Source organism: Cupriavidus sp. CuC1 (assembly GCF_044627735.1).
In the GTDB taxonomy this organism is placed as follows: Bacteria; Pseudomonadota; Gammaproteobacteria; order Burkholderiales; family Burkholderiaceae; genus Cupriavidus; species Cupriavidus ulmosensis.
In genome coordinates, this window is the sequence record NZ_JBIUHC010000106.1 from 19,936 (window position 1) to 35,873 (window position 15,938).

Genomic DNA, 15,938 nt, shown 5'->3' on the forward strand with positions numbered 1-15,938 from the left:
CTTGAATCCGGCGGGCGGGCGCGGCGCCGTTCAACGAAAAGGAGGGCGCCTAGCGAATCGGCGGCGCATACTGCAGGCCGCCCTTGGTCCACAGGGCATTCAGGCCACGACCGATCTTGAGCGGGCTGCCCGAGCCGACGTTGCGCTCGAAGATCTCCCCGTAGTTGCCCACCTGTTTCACGATCTTGTAGGCCCAATCGTCGGGGACTCCCAAACCGTGCTTGATGACTTCCACGCCCAGCAGGCGCCTTATGTCCGGGTTCTTGCTCCCCTTCATCTGGTCGACGTTCTCTGAACTCACGCCCAGTTCTTCGGCGTTCAACATTGCGAACAGTGTCCAGCGTACGACGTTGAACCACTCCTGGTCACCCTGGCGCACCGCCGGGCCGAGCGGCTCCTTGGAGATCACTTCGGGAAGCACGACGGCGCTGTCGGGATCGGCGAGCTTGAGGCGCAGTGCATAGAGCTGGGACTGATCGCTGGTGAGGACATCGCAACGGCCGGCCGCGAAGGCCTTCTCGGTTTCATCCGACGTGTCGTAGACCACGGCCTTGAACTTCATCTTATGGAGCGTGAAATAGTCCGTCAGGTTCAGCTCCGTGGTTGTTCCTGATCCCACGCAGACCGTCGCACCGTCGAGCTTGAGCGCGGATTTCACGCCGAGCTTCTTTTTCACGAGGAAGCCCTGCCCGTCAATGTAGGTGATGCCGGTGAAGACAATGCCCAGCCCGCCATCGCGGTTCAAAGTCCACGTGGTGTTGCGCGAGAGGACGTCGACCTCTCCGGACTGCAGTGCGGTGAATCGCTCCTTGGCGGTGAGCGGCGTGAACTTCACCTTGGAGGCGTCGCCGAATACCGCAGCCGCGATCGCCCGGCAAACGTCCACGTCGATGCCCTTCCAAACGCCTTTCTCGTCGGCCACGGAGAACCCCGGGAGCCCGGTATTCACGCCGCATTGGACAAAGCCCTTCTTCTTCACAGCTTCGAAGGTCGCCCCGGCGTGGGCCGTGCCGGCCGCGATGGCGAAAGCCACCATGGAAGCTGCCGTGATTGCGGTGCGCATTCTCATCACGTCCCCCTCGGTCCAGGTTCCTTGAACAGGCAACGACGCGCGGACAAGCGCACCATAATTCTCACCGCTTATAAGGCTAGAATAGCCAAGATCCTTCCGCAAGAAGGCAATTTGACATGTTGTTCCGGCTGACGCTTCACTTCCTTGCCAGCGGAAGTGAAGCGCTCGCGACCCGGGTGTCGCCTGCGTAGACAAGCCATCTTGATGACATGAAAGTGAAATGTAGCCGAGGTACCGTGGCACACCGATAGGGTGCGCTCACCCTGTCGCATGTGGCGGAGCCGAGGGAAAATCGGAGCGACCATCGGGCTTTTAGGGGTCGGATTGCATCATAAAAGTGACTGGTAGGATGACAAAGCGAATCGCATTGGTAACAGGTGGCATGGGTGGCCTCGGTGAGGCCATCACTATCAAATTGCATGATGCCGGCTACGACGTAGTCGTGACCCACACGCCAGGGAACCAGAATGCGCAGAGCTGGCTGGCTGCCATGGACGCAGCCGGCCGCAATGTACGTGCGTACCCGGTGGACGTGGCCGACTACGATGCATGCCAGGTGTCGATGGCACAGATACTCGCCGACATCGGTCGGATTGACATCCTGGTGAATAATGCGGGCATCACCCGCGATATGGCCTTCAAGAAGCTGGACAAGGTGAACTGGGATGCCGTGATTCGCACTAATCTGGACTCGGTGTTCCACGTCACCAAGCCACTGTGCGAGGGTATGGTCGAGCGTGGCTGGGGCCGCATCATCAATATCGCGTCAATCAATGGCTCCAAGGGAGCCTTCGGCCAAACCAACTACGCGGCTGCAAAGGCCGGCATGCACGGATTCACAAAGTCACTGGCGCTGGAAGTCGCAAGGAAGGGGGTGACGGTAAACACCATCTCTCCTGGCTACCTGGCTACCAAGATGGTTACCGCCGTGCCGCAGGAGATCATGGATTCGAAGATCCTGCCTCAGATTCCGGTCGGCCGCCTAGGCAAGCCGGAGGAGGTGGCAGCCCTGGTCGCCTATTTGTGCTCGGAGGATGCGGCCTACGTGACCGGGTCCAATATTGCCATCAACGGCGGACAGCACATGCAATGAACGATGGGGCGAGACGCGGTGGCGTCACCGCTACCGCACTCTCGCCCCTGGAAATATCGCGGGTTGCGGGCGGTGTGTACAAACGCGACCCTTGGGTCTGGGCGCTCGAGCTATTGCCCGCCTACGATGCGGTTGCGCGAATGAAAAGCCAGCTCATCGCCCGAAAAGCGGCACCTTAGAAGCGCTTCGAGAAACCCACGCTGAAGCCGTGCGGAAGGGACATATCGTAGCGGCTCACAACCGAGAGAAATTTAACTTATGCATGCAGTTGAACTGACGAATGCCCCGTGCGTAGCTACTTTTCATTGAATTGCTGCCACTGCAGCCCCAAGGATGCCGTGCCGGGCAAGTGCCGCGCCGACGAATCCGCTACCGATCATGTCCTTGACGAAGGCTGCGAGATATTCAAATGCGATCGGACCTCCACGATCAGGTAGTCCTATTGCCTGCCGGATGACCATGAACCGTCCAGGCAGCAAGCGCAGGCCGGCCAGGCGTCCCGCATCCGCCTCGAGTTGCTGCCTTACGCCCGCAGCCACCTGCGCCCCTTCCGCAACAAAGAGGTCCACGACCGCGGGCGAGGTCGGCGCGCGGACGATCGCCGCGTGCTGCAGTTCGCGAGTCAGGAACAGATCATAGGCACTCCCTTTGCCAACCACCACGCGATGCCCTGCCTGGTCGACCTGGCCGTTCTCCATGAGCATTGAATCCTCACGCACCAGGTAACTGCCTTCGATCAGCACATAAGGCATCGAGAAATGGATCCCTTGCCCGCGCAGCAGGTCGATGGCAAAGAAGCCGAAGTCGGCCTTTTCCGAGCGGACCGCCTCTACCGACTTGCCGGCCGCATCGAACACCACTAGTTCAAGCGGCAGCCCGAGCCGCTGCGCGAGCTCTGTGGCCAGGTCCACGGAGACGCCGGTCGGAGCGCCGCCGCCGGGATCGCGCATGGCAAGGATGGGATTGCCGAGGTTGATCGACGCACGCAGCCTGCCGGTCGGGGCGAAGGCGCGCTGCAGGGCTTCGGTGACTTGCATAGTCTGCAATTCCTGGAAACAAAGGGAGTGGCCTTGCCGTTGGAGCGTGATGCCGCCACCTTAGCGTGCAAAGGGAAAGATGACGAAGGACAGCCCTGCCGCAAACATCAACGCGCAGACCAGCAGTGTCCACCTAAAAGCAAAGCGCTGATGATCGCCGAAATCGACGCTGGCCAATCCCACAAGCAGGTAGGTGGAAGGCACTAGCGGGCTGAGCAAATGGACCGGCTGACCGATCAGGGACGCGCGCGCGATCTCAAGCGGAGTAATGCCATAGGTGCCTGCCACCTGCGCAATGATGGGGACCACGCCGTAGTAAAACGCGTCATTGGAGAGGAAGAAGGTGAAGGGCAAGCTAAGGAGAGCCGTGATGGGCGCGAGGTAGGGCCCGAACGATGGCGGCAGCATGGCAAGCACGGCGTGCGACATGGACTGGATCATGCCGGTACCGGAAAGGATGCCCGTGAAGATGCCCGCAGCGAAGATGATCGACACTACAGCGAGGATGTTCTCCGCATGTGCGGCGATGCGCTGGCGCTGGTCCGACAGGCGAGGATAGTTGATCAGAAGGGCCAGCGCCGCGGCCACCATGAACAGTACCGGGATTGGAACGATGTCGGCTACCAGTGTCGCCATCAGCACGAAGGTCAGCGTGGCGTTGATCCAGATCAGCCGCGGCCGCTTGGTGTCGTCGGCCGGCTGAATGCTCGGCAACTGGCCATCCTGGTCCAGACATGGTGCGACCTCGGTGCGCAGGTGTTTGGGCACCAAGGCCAGCTTGCCGAGCCGGCGCCGTTCACCGCGACCAAGAAGCCAGGCGATGGCCAGTACCGTGCACGCTCCTGCAACGATGATGGGCAGCATGGGCACGAAGATCGCGCCAGCATCGAGATGCAGCGCCGCCGCAACGCGCGATGTCGGGCCACCCCAGGGTGTGATGTTCATTACGCCGTTGGCAATGAAGATCACGCACACCATCACTAAGGGCCGCATGCCGAGCCGGAGGTAGAGTGGCAGCAACGCCGATACCGTGATCATGTAGGTGGTGGAACCGTCGCCATCCAGGGAGACGATCAGGGCCAGCACCGCCGTGCCCACCACCACGCGCAAGGGATCGCCCCTCATCACCTTGAGCAGCACTCGGATCAGCGGATCGAACAGTCCGGCGTCGATCACGATGCCGAAATAGAGGATCGCGAACATCAACAGCACACCGGTGGGCGCGATGGACTTGATGCCGCTCAGCATCATCGGCCCCAGCTTGGGCGCGAAGCCCGCAGCCACGGCAAAGGTGATCGGCACGATGATCAGCGCGATCAGCGGAGAAAGACGCTTGGTCATGATCAGGACCATGAAGGTCAGAATCATGCCGAAGCCCAGCAACGTCAGCATCATGGGGATGGTTCCTCGCGAGGCGCCCCGGCGGCAAAGCCAGGACGGCAGTCGAAAGACGCTGGCTGGCGACAGGCGTAGCAGGGTCCGCGCTGCACAAGCGCCGTCCTGCCGGCTATCTCCTTCTGGCATCCTCTAACTGCGTTTTGTTATCTATAAATGCACTTGTGGGCAAAAAAACCCACCGCATCACGACGGGTACCGCCGATTCAGGCTGCGCTCTTGAAAATCGTGTTGCCGTGAACCTTGCCACGCCGGGCACCTTCCAGATGCTCTCGCATTAGCGAAGCCGCCTTGAGCATGTCCTGCTCGGCAATCGCATCCAGGATGGCCAGGTGTTCCTTGGCCTGCACCTGGCGCGGCTTGCGGTCCTTGGCCTGGCTGTATTCAACCAGACGGCGCAAGGAATCCATGCGCTTGATTGACTGGGCCACGAAGCGATTGCCCGACCATTTGGCCAGCGTTTCGTGGAAGCGGCTGTTCGACTCGAACAGTTCGATCGGCGTCATGGACTCGAAGCCGCCTTCGGCAATCGCCCGCTGCTGCCTGCGCAGCCCGGCCAACTCAGCCGGATCCGCCTTGAACCAGGGGCTCAGAAGGCCGGTCGGTTCCAGCGCGCTACGGTACAGGTAGCTTTCCTCATAGGCCTGCGCCGAGTCGATCATGGGCAGGAAGCACCAGCCGTGGCCGATGCGGCGCTCCACCCAGCCTTCTTCCTGGATGCGCGACAGCACATTGCGCAAGGCGCCGCGCGCGGTCTTGTACTGGCGCATCAGGTCCGCCTCGTTGACCAATTCAGGAAGCACGCCGCTCAGTCGGTCTTCCGCGATCTTCAGGTAGAGCGGGTCATCCGGCTCCTGTGAGAACTGTTCCGCGATGCTCGACAGCGCGGCAGCATCGTTGCGCAGGAAATAGCCGCGGTTGTGGTCGTACACCACCGCACCGATCTCCACCAGGTAGCGCAGGGCCACATTGACCGGCGAGCGAGACACCCCGATACGTTCGGCCAGCACGCTTTCAGCGAGATGGTCGCCGGCGCGCAAGCCGTCCACGCGCGCTAGGGCAACGATTTCACGGACAACACGGGATTGGAGCTGGGATAGGTTCATGGCAAGACCGGGGTCGTCGGGCGGCGTGGCCCGCAAGCCCGGATTATCCCATCTCGGTGCCGCTACCGGAGCAGCAACGCACACCCCTGGGCGGAACTCAATCAATCTGCATCCCCAGTTGCCTGATCAGCCTGGACCATTTGTCGTTCTCGCGCTGAATCAGTGCCGCGAACGCCTTGGCGTCACCGGCCACGGGCTCGTAGAGTTGGCTGCGCAGCTTATCCGCGCTTGCCGGCTCCTTGAGGCCGGCAAGCAACGCATCGCTGAGCTTCTGCCGCACTGCGGCGGGCGTTCCCTTCGGCACCATCGCGCCTGCCCACGACGTGGCTTCATATCCCGGAACGACTTCTCCCATGGCCGGCACGTCCGGCAATGCCGTGCCCCGCTTGGCGCTGGTGACAGCCAGCGCGCGCAGCTTGCCGCTGCGGATATGCGGCAGCGCCGCCAATGGATCGGCGATGCAGGCATCCACCTCCCCGCCCAGGACGGCCACCACGGCAGGTCCGCCGCTCTTGTAGGGTACATGGACAAGGTCGATGCCGGCCATGGACTTCAGCATCTCGCCGCCAAGGTGGTTGCCGCTGCCGTTGCCGGCGGAACTGTATGTCAGCTTGCCCGGCCGGGATTTGGCCAAGGCGATGAACGCCTTCAGGGATTTCGCTGGCACGTTCGCGTTGACCACCAGGATGTTGGCCACCGAAGCCATCCACGCCAGCGGCTCAAAGTCGCTCACGGCATAGCCGGGGCGCGCGTACAGGTGCGGATTCAGCGCCATGGTGGACAGATTCACGAACGTCATCGTGTAGCCGTCCGGGGCCGCACGGGCGCCGAGCACCGTACCGATATTGCCCGCAGCGCCCGGACGGTTGTCGATGATCAGCGACTGCCCCAGCACCTCCTGCGCCTTGCCCTGCACCGTGCGGCACAGCAGGTCTGCGCCTCCGCCGGCGGCCTGCGGGACGATAAAAGTGATCGGTTTGGTGGGGAACGCCGCTTGGGCGAGTGCCGGGCGAATTCCGCCCAGCGCGGCAGCACATGGCGTCGCGACAAGAGCCTGCAACAGCGCACGGCGGCGCGAGTCAATCTGGGGATGCGGCGAGGTGTACATCGACTTGTGTCTCCAATTCTCTTTTACGTTTGCGTTTTGCTTTTTGTAATCATAGAATGCACTTAGGCCGAGCGCAAGACAATTTGGCCACACCCCCGGAGATGCCCTCATGACTACCCCGAAAGCCCACCGCCGCGTGCCCCGCAATGGCGCCGCCTATCCATCCGTGCCGGGCGTCGTCGGCAGCGCCCGCATGTTCGCCCAGACCTGCTGCATTGATCCCGCGCAAGCCTTCCAGGCCGACGGGCCGATGCGGTGCATCTGCTACGAATTCCTGCTAGCGGCTTGAAAACACGAGACGCAGCGACCATGCAAACTTTTGCCTACATCGGCTGCCGCACCACGCGGCAGCGCGCGGCCCGGGGGCAGGGCATCGAGGTCTACCTGATGGGTTCACCCAGGGAGAGCTGGCGGCCGGTGCAATCAGTTGATGGACTGGAGAACCCGTCCTATCTGATTGTCGATGCGCGCCGCGGCGTTCTGTACGCCGTTCACGGGGATGGCAGCGAGGTCAGCGCCTTTCGCATCCACCCGGCCAACGGCCGGTTGGCATTGATGGGTCGGCAGCCCACCGGCGGCCGTAACCCGGTCCACCTGTGCATGACGAAGGATGGCGACCACCTGGTCGTCGCCAACTATGCGACCGGGACCGTGACGGCACTCCCCGTGGTCGGTGATGGCGCCTTGGCCGCGCCTGCCAGCGTGCTGGCACTGCCGGGACAGCCGGGGCCCCATCGCGTCGAGCAGCAAGGCTCGCATCCCCACCATGTGCTGCGGCTGCCGGGCACGAATCGCTTCGTGTTTCCCGACAAGGGCGCCGACCGCGTGTGGATGGCCGACTTCGACAGCGCGGCCGGATGCTGGCAACAGCAAACACTGTGGCACGTCACCGCGCGCGAGAGCTCCGGCCCGCGACATGCCGTGCTGCATCCCGACGGTTCGTCGCTGTATGTAGCCAACGAACTGGACTCGACGCTGACCACCTATGCATTGACGCCGGACCAATGTCTCTCGCCCCGGCACGTCGTCGCCCTGCTGCCTGAATCATTCACAGGTAACAGCCGCGCGGCGGGCATCGCGCTGGAACCACGCAGCATGACCCTATTTATCAGCAACCGCGGCCACGACAGCGTCACGTGCATCGCGCTGGATCGCGACACCGGACTGCCGGCCGGCAGGCACTGGATTTCTGCTGGGGGCCAGACGCCTCGTTTCATTACCGTGGACGCACCGGCCCGCCAGCTCATTGTGGCCAACGAGACAAGCGACACCATCCAGGCATTTCCGCTTCATGACGCAGACGGCAAGTGGCAATTGTCAGGCCCGCCCATCACGGCCGCGCGCACCGGCAGCCCGACCTGCGTGGCCTTCTACCAAACCGATTACCGGAGCAACAGCCAATGACCCAATCCAACGCGCAACTGCGCATCCCCGCCGTCTACATGCGCGGCGGCACCAGCAAGGGCGTCTTCTTCCACGCCGAACACCTGCCGAAGGATAGCGCCAGCCGCGACAAGCTGCTGCTGCGCGTCACCGGCAGCCCTGATCCCTATGGCAAGCAGATCGACGGCATGGGCGGCGCCACCTCCAGTACCAGCAAGGTGGTGGTGATCTCGCGTTCGGCTCGGCCCGACTGCGATGTCGACTACCTGTTCGGCGCGGTCTCGATCGAGGCACCGGTCGTCGACTGGACCGGCAACTGCGGCAACCTGACTGCCGCAGTGGGACCGTTCGCCATCAGCGAAGGCCTGGTGCAGGCGCCGCGCGATGGCTGGGTAACCGTGCGCATCTGGCAGGCCAACATTCAAAAACGCATCATCGCCCACGTGCAGATGCGCGACGGCGAAGTCATGGAGACGGGCGGCTTCGAGCTGGACGGCGTGGCCTTTCCCGCTGCTGAAGTCCGGCTCGAATTCCTCGATCCGGGCGGCGAGGACGACGACGAAGGCGGTGCCATGTTCCCAACCGGCAACAAGCTGGACGCGCTGGACGTGCCTGGCGTCGGCCGCATCGAAGCGACGCTGATCAACGCCGGCAATCCTGCCATCTTCGTGGATGCGGAAGCGCTGGGACTGCACGGCACTGAGCTGCAGCGCGATATCAATGCCAATGCTGAGGTGTTGCACAAGGCGGAAACCATCCGCGCCCACGCCGCCGTGGCAATGGGCCTTGGCACGTCGGCTGAGGAGGTCACGCGCAACCGGCCCCATACGCCCAAGCTGGCGTTCTTCTCGCCCCCGGCGTCCTATGCCGCCTCCAACGGCAAACATGTAGCTGCCGACCAGATCGACTTGGTGGCGCGCATCTTCTCGATGGGCGCGCTGCATCACGCCGTGACCGGCACAGGCGCAGTGGGTATCGCTGTCGCTGCGGCGATCCCCGGCACGCTGGTGAGTCGCGTGCTCGGCGGCGCGTCGCGCGCGGCCATACGCTTCGGTCATCCGTCCGGCATGTTGTCGGTGGGCGCGGAGGCGCAACAGGAGAACGGTGAATGGGTGGTCAGGAAGGCCGTCATGAGCCGGACGGCGCGGCGGTTGATGGAAGGCTTCGTGAGAGTGCCGACACTTTCAGCTCCCTCGGACGATCGATCGGCACACGTGTAATGCGCAACGAAGGAATACAAATGAACCTCGAACCTGAAATCAAGCAGCTTCCTCTTCTGAACCGTTCGGTGCGCTATGTCTCGATCGCCGACGTACCGGGCGTGGACCAATTGCCGTTCTCGCTGCGGATCCTGCTGGAGAACCTCCTGCGACAGGCCAGCCGCGGCGTCGACACGCAAGCCGAGATCGATGCACTGCTGGCGCGGCGCATCGGCAGCGGCCTGAGCTTCTACCCGGTACGCGTCTATGGCCAGGACATCCTCGGCCAAGTGATGCTGGTAGACATGGCCGGCATGCGCGACGCCGTGGCGGACGCCGGCGGCGATCCATCCCTGGTCAGCCCGAAGGTCCCGGTCGACGTGATCATCGACCACTCGCTGCAAGTCGACAGTTGGGCCACACCGGATGCGCGACGCATCAACCTCGAACGCGAATACGAGCGCAATGGCGAACGCTTTGCCTTCCTGCGCTGGTGCAGCAGCAGCTTCGAAGGCGTTCGGATCGTGCCACCCGGCAAGGGCATCATGCACCAGATCCACCTCGAGCACATCGGCAAGGTGGTGTGGACGGAGAAGACTGCCGACGGCGAACTGGCGATCCCCGATACCTGCGTGGGTACTGACAGCCACACTCCCATGATCAACGGCCTGGGCGTGCTGGGTTGGGGAGTCGGTGGCATCGAGGCTGAGGCCGTGATGGTCGGCAAGCCAATCGCTCTCGCGTTGCCGGAAGTTGTCGGCATCGAAGTCAAGGGGGCGCTTCGCGAAGGTGTGCTGCCGACCGACCTCGTCCTTGCTATCACACAGCGTATGCGCAGCATGGGTGTGGTCGGCAAGTTCGTGGAGTTCTGCGGCAATGGCCTTGACACACTTTCCCTGGGCGACCGCGGCATGATCGCGAACATGGCGCCCGAGTACGGCGCGACTGCAGTCTACTTTCCGATCGACAATCGCACGATGGACTACCTGCGCATGACGGGGCGAGAAGAAGCTCAACTCGAGCTGGTTGAAGCCTTCGCCAGGGCGCAAAAGCTCTGGCGCAGCGCAGACACGCCTTCGCCGCGCTTCGACACGGTGGTGACGCTTGACCTGGACGCGATAAGGCCGTGCCTCGCCGGGCCACGGAATCCTGAAGACCGGCTGGACCTTGAGACGGTCCCCAGTGCCTTTCTCCAGCATCATCAAGAAATCGCCGGCCGGCCGCTGGATTCGAACCGCGCGGTGCCAGTCAGAGGCGAGAATTTCTCTTTGCGCGATGGTGCCGTCCTCATTGCTGCGATTACAAGCTGCACCAATACGGCCAACCCCGTCAATATGATGGCCGCCGGCCTCGTCGCGAAAAAGGCTGTGGCCTTAGGTCTGAAGACGCAGCCCTGGGTCAAGACATCGCTCGTTCCCGGCAGTCATGTTACCGCGGCTGTACTGGAAGAGGCGGGCCTCCAGAGCCCACTCGATGCACTGGGCTTCCACGTGGCCGGCTTCGGCTGCACGACCTGCAACGGTGGCTCCGGACCATTGCCCGAGCCGCTGGTCGAAGCCATCGAGCGGGAAAAGCTCGTGGGCACCGCGGTACTGTCGGGAAACCGCAATTTCGAAGGACGGATCCATCCGAACGTCCGCGCTGCCTACCTCGGATCCCCCGCTCTCGTGGTCGTCTACGCACTTACGGGCTCCTTGACCGTTGACGTCACCCGCGAACCGATCGGCGTGGGCGCCAGCGGCAAGCCGGTCTACCTCCGTGACATTTGGCCCTCGGCGCTGGAGATCGCCCAAGCCGTAGAAGGCGCGTATGAGCCGGAGATCTTTCGCGACAACTACGCCGACCTGTTTGACGGCGGCGAAGCCTGGGACGCGCTGGCCGGCGAGCGCAGTGAACGCTTTGCGTGGCAGGACGCCAGCACCTACGTGCGCCGGCCACCGTACTTCGAAAACCTGTCGCGCGAAGCCACGCCCGTCCAGGACATCATGGGCATGCGCCCGCTGGTCATCCTCGGCGACTCGGTGACCACCGACCACATCTCGCCCTCCGGCGCGATCAGCCTCGGCACGCCGGCCGCCGACTTCCTGCTTGAGAAGGGCATCGAGAAACGTGACTTCAACAACTACACGACGCGCCGCGGAAACCACGACGTCGCCATGCGGGCAACATTTGCCAATATCCGGCTGCGCAACCGCATCGTGCCCGGCGTAGAAGGTGGGGTGACCAAGCTGATGCCGGAAGGTACGCAGATGCGCATCTACGAAGCGGCCACAGAGTATTTGCAACGCAATGTGCCGCTAGCGATCATTGCCGGCAAGAACTACGGTTGTGGCTCGTCGCGCGACTGGGCGGCCAAAGGCGTCGCATTGCTCGGCGTGAAGGCGGTGATCGCCGAGAGCTTCGAGCGCATCCACCGGACCAACCTTGTCGGCATGGGCGTTCTTCCGCTGCAATTCGAGGCGGGCACGACAGCCGAATCGCTCGGACTCGACGGCAGCGAAACGATTGACATCCTCTCTCTGGCGGACCGCCTCGATGTCTCGGGCCGCATTGAGGCGATTGTCCGCCGTGTCGACGGCACGACGAACACAGTGCCCCTGACGATCAGGCTCGATACCGGCGAGGACGTCGAATACTGGCGTCACGGTGGCATCCTTCCGCTGGTCTGGCGCGAGTACGTGGCGGGCAAATCCGAGGACCGCGTATCTCACGGAGATGTTCGCTTCGGCCGATGAGCCGCTATCCCGCCTCCGCTGGCCGAGCGGCCGGTGAGGGGTGGCTACCGGTCATCCAGATAGAGGTGGGCGATCGTCGCTTCATCTGCCAAAGCGGACACCTGCGCTTTGCCTTCCCCCAAACCGTGAAGCGAGTCCACTGAGGCCGTCAAGAAGCCAGAGCGCGCCATCCCGATTGCATTCATGAACGAATGCACGCAGCGCGTGACTGCGCCCGAGCCACTCGCCAATCTCTGCCGGATTGGCCAACTTCAGGCCATGTTGACGACTTAGCGTCCACCGACATGGCGCAAATGGATCAATGGGTACGGTCGGCCCTGGCCGTCCAGCTCGGACCGCCCTATGCGTCGGTAACCCTATCCATGGTCGTTTGCCGGGTCAGCGCGCGCAGTCCAATCCAAAGGCGGCTACTTCAATCGGCGAGCGGAGTTGCCGGAAGCAGGAATCGGGCGGCACTTCAAGCCGCGATCATCACGATGTGTGCTTGGATCTTTCCGTTGATGGGATCAGGTCCGAACTTCTCGGTCATCGCGGCAGTGCATACGTCTGTGGCGCGCGACAATGCATTGGGGCCAACTGCTTCAATCTCATTGCGCAAGGGCGTTCCCTGGCAGTAAGCGATCGCCGGGATGCGGGCAGAGGCCGCGTGACTTCGTGAGGCGACGGTCTCGAACTTGGCTTCCGTAAGGAAGCCACCGAGCAGCAGGTCCTGCTCGATAGTCAGCCGTTCGTGGTACCCATGTGGCGTTCGGGCCAGGAACGCTGGGGGAGCTGCGGGAAAGAGGCCAGCCAGGGCGTTCGTGACGATGTGCGCGAACTCGTTTTCCTCGATCCGATCCCAAACGTTGAAGAGGTACATGCCGTGGCGCCAGTACGCGACGGGCCTCGGCGAACGCCCTTGGTTTTTCGGGAAAGAACATGACGCCAAACTGGCACACAACCAAGTCAAACTGGCCGTCTTCGAACGGCAATTGCATTGCATCTGCTTGACGCCACTCCACCGGTCGGGATCCAGCGACGGCCTGAGCGCGATCGAGCATCGGCTGGTTCAGGTCCGTCGCCACGGTGGCGGTGCTGCGGGGCAATGCACTCGCCAGCGCCCGTGTCACCACGCCCGTGCCGGCCGCGATCTCGAGCACCTTCTTCGGGTGCCACGACGCCGCCCGGCCGGCGAGGTCGGCCGCATACGACTCGAAGATCAACGGCACCAGGTACGTGTCATAGAGTTCCGGGATTGAGCCGGCGAAGACCTTGTCAGTTCCATGCGCGTCCATCGAATGCAACCTCCATCTGGGGAGTCCGCCGGACCGGGATGCTGGTAGGATTCATCATAGCGGTGCCCGAGGGTCCGCCGACGATCCTGGTCAGCGTGGATTGGCAGGCTGTATCATCCACGATACCTGCCGAACCGGCTGAGCAGGATAACTCCCTCATAGCGCCGATCGTTGGCTGAGACCGCTCCTGTTAAAAAAAAAGAGGACCTCACTATGCGCGGCTCCCGTTTTGCCAGCTTCCTCGGCATCTACTGCGTCTGTACCTTCGCGCAGGGGGAGCTACCCATCTCCGACGCAGGCTGGTTCGAGCCCACTCGCGTTGGCGTCTCTCTTGGTGTCGCTCCTGAATCCACCCTCGCCCGCATTGAGGCCCGCTGGGACCTGCGGCAAGATCTCTGGTCCTCCGCGACACGGTCGGTCAGACTGCGCTTGGGACTGGAGGCCTCCGCCGGCGCCTGGGATCCGCATGGCGGCAGCAGCGGCGCGATGGGTGACATCGGATTGACCCCCGTCTTTCGCCTGCAGGGTGCCGGCCCCGCGGCACTCTTCGCGGACATTGGCATCGGCGCCCACCTGCTTTCGCGCACGCGTATCTCGGATTCGACCGTCTTCTCTTCCGCGTTCCAGTTCGGCGATCGCATCGCCATCGGCTATCACTTCGATGATGTCGTGAGATCCGAACTTGCGCTCCGCCTGCAGCATTTCTCCAACGGCCGAATCAAGAGGCCCAACCCCGGCATCAACTTCCTCCTCCTGCAGTACTCGGCGCAGTTTTGACTAAGCCAGCGTTCAGGCTCGGCCTGCTGAAGGCCCAGGGAGCGCCGAACTGCAACAGTCGCACATCGTAGGCCGTCACATGGCAAGGGCTGTCACTCCCGTAATCCTCCCCAGGGCGATGACTATGCAACGCAAGACCCAGCACCATTTCGCGCGGCACTCAGCGGCCTGCCATGCCTGACATCGTCAGAGCAGTTTGCATGCCTCGTCGAATTCCAGCCGGGGGCTGCGTGGAAGCAGTTTGCCGGGATCGCCGTAGCCCAGATTGCACAGGAAGTTCGATTTCACGTGACTGTCCGGGAAGTGCTCGAGCTGGAAGGCATTCGCCTTCGCGTCCGCGGGAAAGAATTCGTGATCGACCTTGGCATTGTCGAAGCCGGACATCGGTCCGCAGTCCAGCCCCAGCGAGCGAGCGGCGATCATGAAGTACGCGCCTTGCAGGGAACTGTTTCGCCTCGCGGTAACCCCGGCGAGTTCCGGTGTGTCGGCGAACCACGAACGCGCATCCGCATGTGGAAACAATTTGGGCAGAAGCTCATAGAATTTCACGTCGTACGCAATGATGGCGGTGACCGGTGCGGCCATGGTCTTCTCCACATTGCCCGGTGCCAGCGCGGGGAGCAGGCGCTGCTTGGATTCTGGGGTTCGCAGGAACAAGATACGCGCGGGACAACAATTGGCACTGGTGGGTCCCCATTTCATCAGGTCGTAGAGCTGCCGCAAGGTCTCGTCGGTCACCGGCTGATTCAGCCACGCGTTGTGCGTGCGGGCATCGCGAAACAGCAGATCCATGCCTTCCTCACTCAAGCGCTTGCTCATTGTCATCTCCTTGAAACAGGATTGGACCATGTGGCCACCCGGCCGGGCCACTGGCGCTCCTACTGACGCTGCTGTTTAGCATAGGTGGCCCAACGCCCAGCCGCGCCGGTTTTTGTATAAATTCGCAAGGCTTGGCGCCACGCATCATCATGCGTCAATTCCGGCAGGAGTCCGGGTATCGAGAAAGCCACTTGAATCGGGTCGAGAGTCGGGCGAGGCCGGCTTCGCTGGCGGCCGCGGCGCTAGTCGGCCTGTACGATCGTCCGGTCGATGTCACCTGCTGAGATGACGTTTGGTGATCGCAAAATCGATGCCAACAGCGGCACTGCTCCATGGGGCAGTCAACCTTATCCTTGCTGGATTGATGGCAGGGTGCGTCACGCTGAGTGGAACCTATCGCGTCACTGCCATGGATGCCAACGGCAACGACTTGGCCCGAGGGGTTGATGCTCACTGAAATTGGAAACGGCATTTGCGCAACGCGCAATGCGTTGTGCTTCCTGGACCCCAAGGCAACCATCCATATCACTGACATCAACGCCGGAAAGCCGCCGGCAGGCGAAAGCCCTCACAAGTGCCGGTGACGGATTCTACGAACAGATGCTGATGCGCGTCATATCGGCCAGCTTACCGGCTCGGACGCGGGAGCGCTCTTCAATGAAAAACGAAGGCAACCTGAAGTGTGAACGTTCTCGGCTGCAAAGCTCGATCGTGACATGGATGGAAATTGTTGGGCAATGGCAAAGCCGGGGATGGAAGCATGAATAGTTATCCATACTGGCGAGTGCTACGGAACGTCATTGGAGTTTTTCTGAAAAAAGCTATCTCGGTAGTAAATAAATATCCGGTGTAAATAAGACTAACAGGCCGCTGAAATACCTCCGACCGAAGTCAGCGATTCGAGTGGCTGAAGCGTTGATCTGAGAACCCCACACCCTAC

The 15,938-nt window shown here is 62.4% G+C and carries 12 protein-coding genes and 1 pseudogene; 6 read left to right on the plus strand and 7 right to left on the minus strand.

The window, feature by feature from the left end:
* Positions 1-49 precede the first annotated feature (49 nt).
* Positions 50-1,063, minus strand: coding sequence for an amino acid ABC transporter substrate-binding protein (locus ACGLHR_RS34660; protein WP_400099542.1), 1,014 nt, complete (start codon positions 1,061-1,063; stop codon positions 50-52).
* A 358-nt stretch (positions 1,064-1,421) separates the two neighbouring features.
* Between ACGLHR_RS34660 and phbB the strand changes: the two genes are divergently transcribed.
* The gene (gene phbB / locus ACGLHR_RS34665) at positions 1,422-2,165 is read left to right on the plus strand and encodes an acetoacetyl-CoA reductase (protein WP_318234255.1); all 744 of its coding nucleotides are present in this window, start codon (positions 1,422-1,424) and stop codon (positions 2,163-2,165) included.
* A 302-nt stretch (positions 2,166-2,467) separates the two neighbouring features.
* Here the strand turns inward: phbB and ACGLHR_RS34670 are convergent, their stop codons facing one another.
* From ACGLHR_RS34670 to ACGLHR_RS34685, 4 genes are all read right to left on the minus strand, one after another.
* Positions 2,468-3,202 carry an ABC transporter substrate-binding protein gene (locus tag ACGLHR_RS34670; protein WP_400099544.1) on the minus strand — a complete coding sequence of 245 codons (735 nt, stop codon included), beginning with the start codon at positions 3,200-3,202 and terminating at the stop codon, positions 2,468-2,470.
* Between the two features lie 60 nt (positions 3,203-3,262).
* The gene (locus tag ACGLHR_RS34675) at positions 3,263-4,597 is read right to left on the minus strand and encodes a CitMHS family transporter (protein WP_400099546.1); all 1,335 of its coding nucleotides are present in this window, start codon (positions 4,595-4,597) and stop codon (positions 3,263-3,265) included.
* Positions 4,598-4,803: 206 nt separating this feature from the next.
* A complete protein-coding gene (locus tag ACGLHR_RS34680; RefSeq protein WP_400099548.1) occupies positions 4,804-5,703 on the minus strand; it encodes an FCD domain-containing protein in 900 nt (299 codons plus the stop codon).
* A gap of 97 nt (positions 5,704-5,800) precedes the next feature.
* Positions 5,801-6,811, minus strand: coding sequence for a Bug family tripartite tricarboxylate transporter substrate binding protein (locus ACGLHR_RS34685; RefSeq protein WP_400099550.1), 1,011 nt, complete (start codon positions 6,809-6,811; stop codon positions 5,801-5,803).
* A gap of 109 nt (positions 6,812-6,920) precedes the next feature.
* Between ACGLHR_RS34685 and ACGLHR_RS34690 the strand changes: the two genes are divergently transcribed.
* Genes ACGLHR_RS34690 through acnA form a run of 4 tightly spaced genes read left to right on the plus strand, consistent with a single transcriptional unit; the run spans position 6,921 to position 12,128 of the window.
* The gene (locus ACGLHR_RS34690) at positions 6,921-7,100 is read left to right on the plus strand and encodes a hypothetical protein (RefSeq protein WP_400099552.1); all 180 of its coding nucleotides are present in this window, start codon (positions 6,921-6,923) and stop codon (positions 7,098-7,100) included.
* A gap of 20 nt (positions 7,101-7,120) precedes the next feature.
* Positions 7,121-8,215, plus strand: a complete 1,095-nt coding sequence (locus ACGLHR_RS34695; RefSeq protein WP_400099554.1) for a lactonase family protein — start codon at positions 7,121-7,123, stop codon at positions 8,213-8,215.
* Positions 8,212-9,414 carry a 2-methylaconitate cis-trans isomerase PrpF gene (gene prpF / locus ACGLHR_RS34700; protein ID WP_400099556.1) on the plus strand — a complete coding sequence of 401 codons (1,203 nt, stop codon included), beginning with the start codon at positions 8,212-8,214 and terminating at the stop codon, positions 9,412-9,414. Before ACGLHR_RS34695 ends, prpF begins: the two co-directional genes overlap by 4 nt.
* Before the next feature lie 20 nt (positions 9,415-9,434).
* Positions 9,435-12,128 carry an aconitate hydratase AcnA gene (acnA, locus tag ACGLHR_RS34705; RefSeq protein ID WP_400099558.1) on the plus strand — a complete coding sequence of 898 codons (2,694 nt, stop codon included), beginning with the start codon at positions 9,435-9,437 and terminating at the stop codon, positions 12,126-12,128.
* Between the two features lie 457 nt (positions 12,129-12,585).
* Here the strand turns inward: acnA and ACGLHR_RS34710 are convergent.
* A pseudogene (locus ACGLHR_RS34710) lies at positions 12,586-13,402 on the minus strand (class I SAM-dependent methyltransferase).
* A 213-nt stretch (positions 13,403-13,615) separates the two neighbouring features.
* Between ACGLHR_RS34710 and ACGLHR_RS34715 the strand changes: the two are divergent.
* On the plus strand, positions 13,616-14,179 hold the full coding sequence (locus tag ACGLHR_RS34715; RefSeq protein ID WP_400099559.1) for an acyloxyacyl hydrolase: 564 nt from the start codon (positions 13,616-13,618) through the stop codon (positions 14,177-14,179).
* 186 nt (positions 14,180-14,365) lie between these two features.
* Here ACGLHR_RS34715 and ACGLHR_RS34720 read toward each other — a convergent pair whose 3' ends face one another.
* Entirely contained in the window at positions 14,366-14,998 is a 633-nt protein-coding gene (locus tag ACGLHR_RS34720) for a malonic semialdehyde reductase (RefSeq protein WP_318234259.1), read from the minus strand.
* Positions 14,999-15,938: the final 940 nt, after the last annotated feature.

Bases quoted from the DNA above. Each gene is read 5' to 3' on its own strand.
- ACGLHR_RS34715 (WP_400099559.1), top strand. From the start codon at position 13,616: ATGCGCGGCTCCCGTTTTGCCAGCTTCCTCGGCATCTACTGCGTCTGT.
- ACGLHR_RS34660 (WP_400099542.1), bottom strand. From the start codon at position 1,063: ATGCGCACCGCAATCACGGCAGCTTCCATGGTGGCTTTCGCCATCGCG.
- acnA (WP_400099558.1), top strand. From the start codon at position 9,435: ATGAACCTCGAACCTGAAATCAAGCAGCTTCCTCTTCTGAACCGTTCG.
- prpF (WP_400099556.1), top strand. From the start codon at position 8,212: ATGACCCAATCCAACGCGCAACTGCGCATCCCCGCCGTCTACATGCGC.
- ACGLHR_RS34695 (WP_400099554.1), top strand. From the start codon at position 7,121: ATGCAAACTTTTGCCTACATCGGCTGCCGCACCACGCGGCAGCGCGCG.
- ACGLHR_RS34680 (WP_400099548.1), bottom strand. From the start codon at position 5,703: ATGAACCTATCCCAGCTCCAATCCCGTGTTGTCCGTGAAATCGTTGCC.
- ACGLHR_RS34690 (WP_400099552.1), top strand. From the start codon at position 6,921: ATGACTACCCCGAAAGCCCACCGCCGCGTGCCCCGCAATGGCGCCGCC.
- ACGLHR_RS34675 (WP_400099546.1), bottom strand. From the start codon at position 4,597: ATGATGCTGACGTTGCTGGGCTTCGGCATGATTCTGACCTTCATGGTC.
- ACGLHR_RS34670 (WP_400099544.1), bottom strand. From the start codon at position 3,202: ATGCAAGTCACCGAAGCCCTGCAGCGCGCCTTCGCCCCGACCGGCAGG.
- ACGLHR_RS34720 (WP_318234259.1), bottom strand. From the start codon at position 14,998: ATGAGCAAGCGCTTGAGTGAGGAAGGCATGGATCTGCTGTTTCGCGAT.
- ACGLHR_RS34685 (WP_400099550.1), bottom strand. From the start codon at position 6,811: ATGTACACCTCGCCGCATCCCCAGATTGACTCGCGCCGCCGTGCGCTG.
- phbB (WP_318234255.1), top strand. From the start codon at position 1,422: ATGACAAAGCGAATCGCATTGGTAACAGGTGGCATGGGTGGCCTCGGT.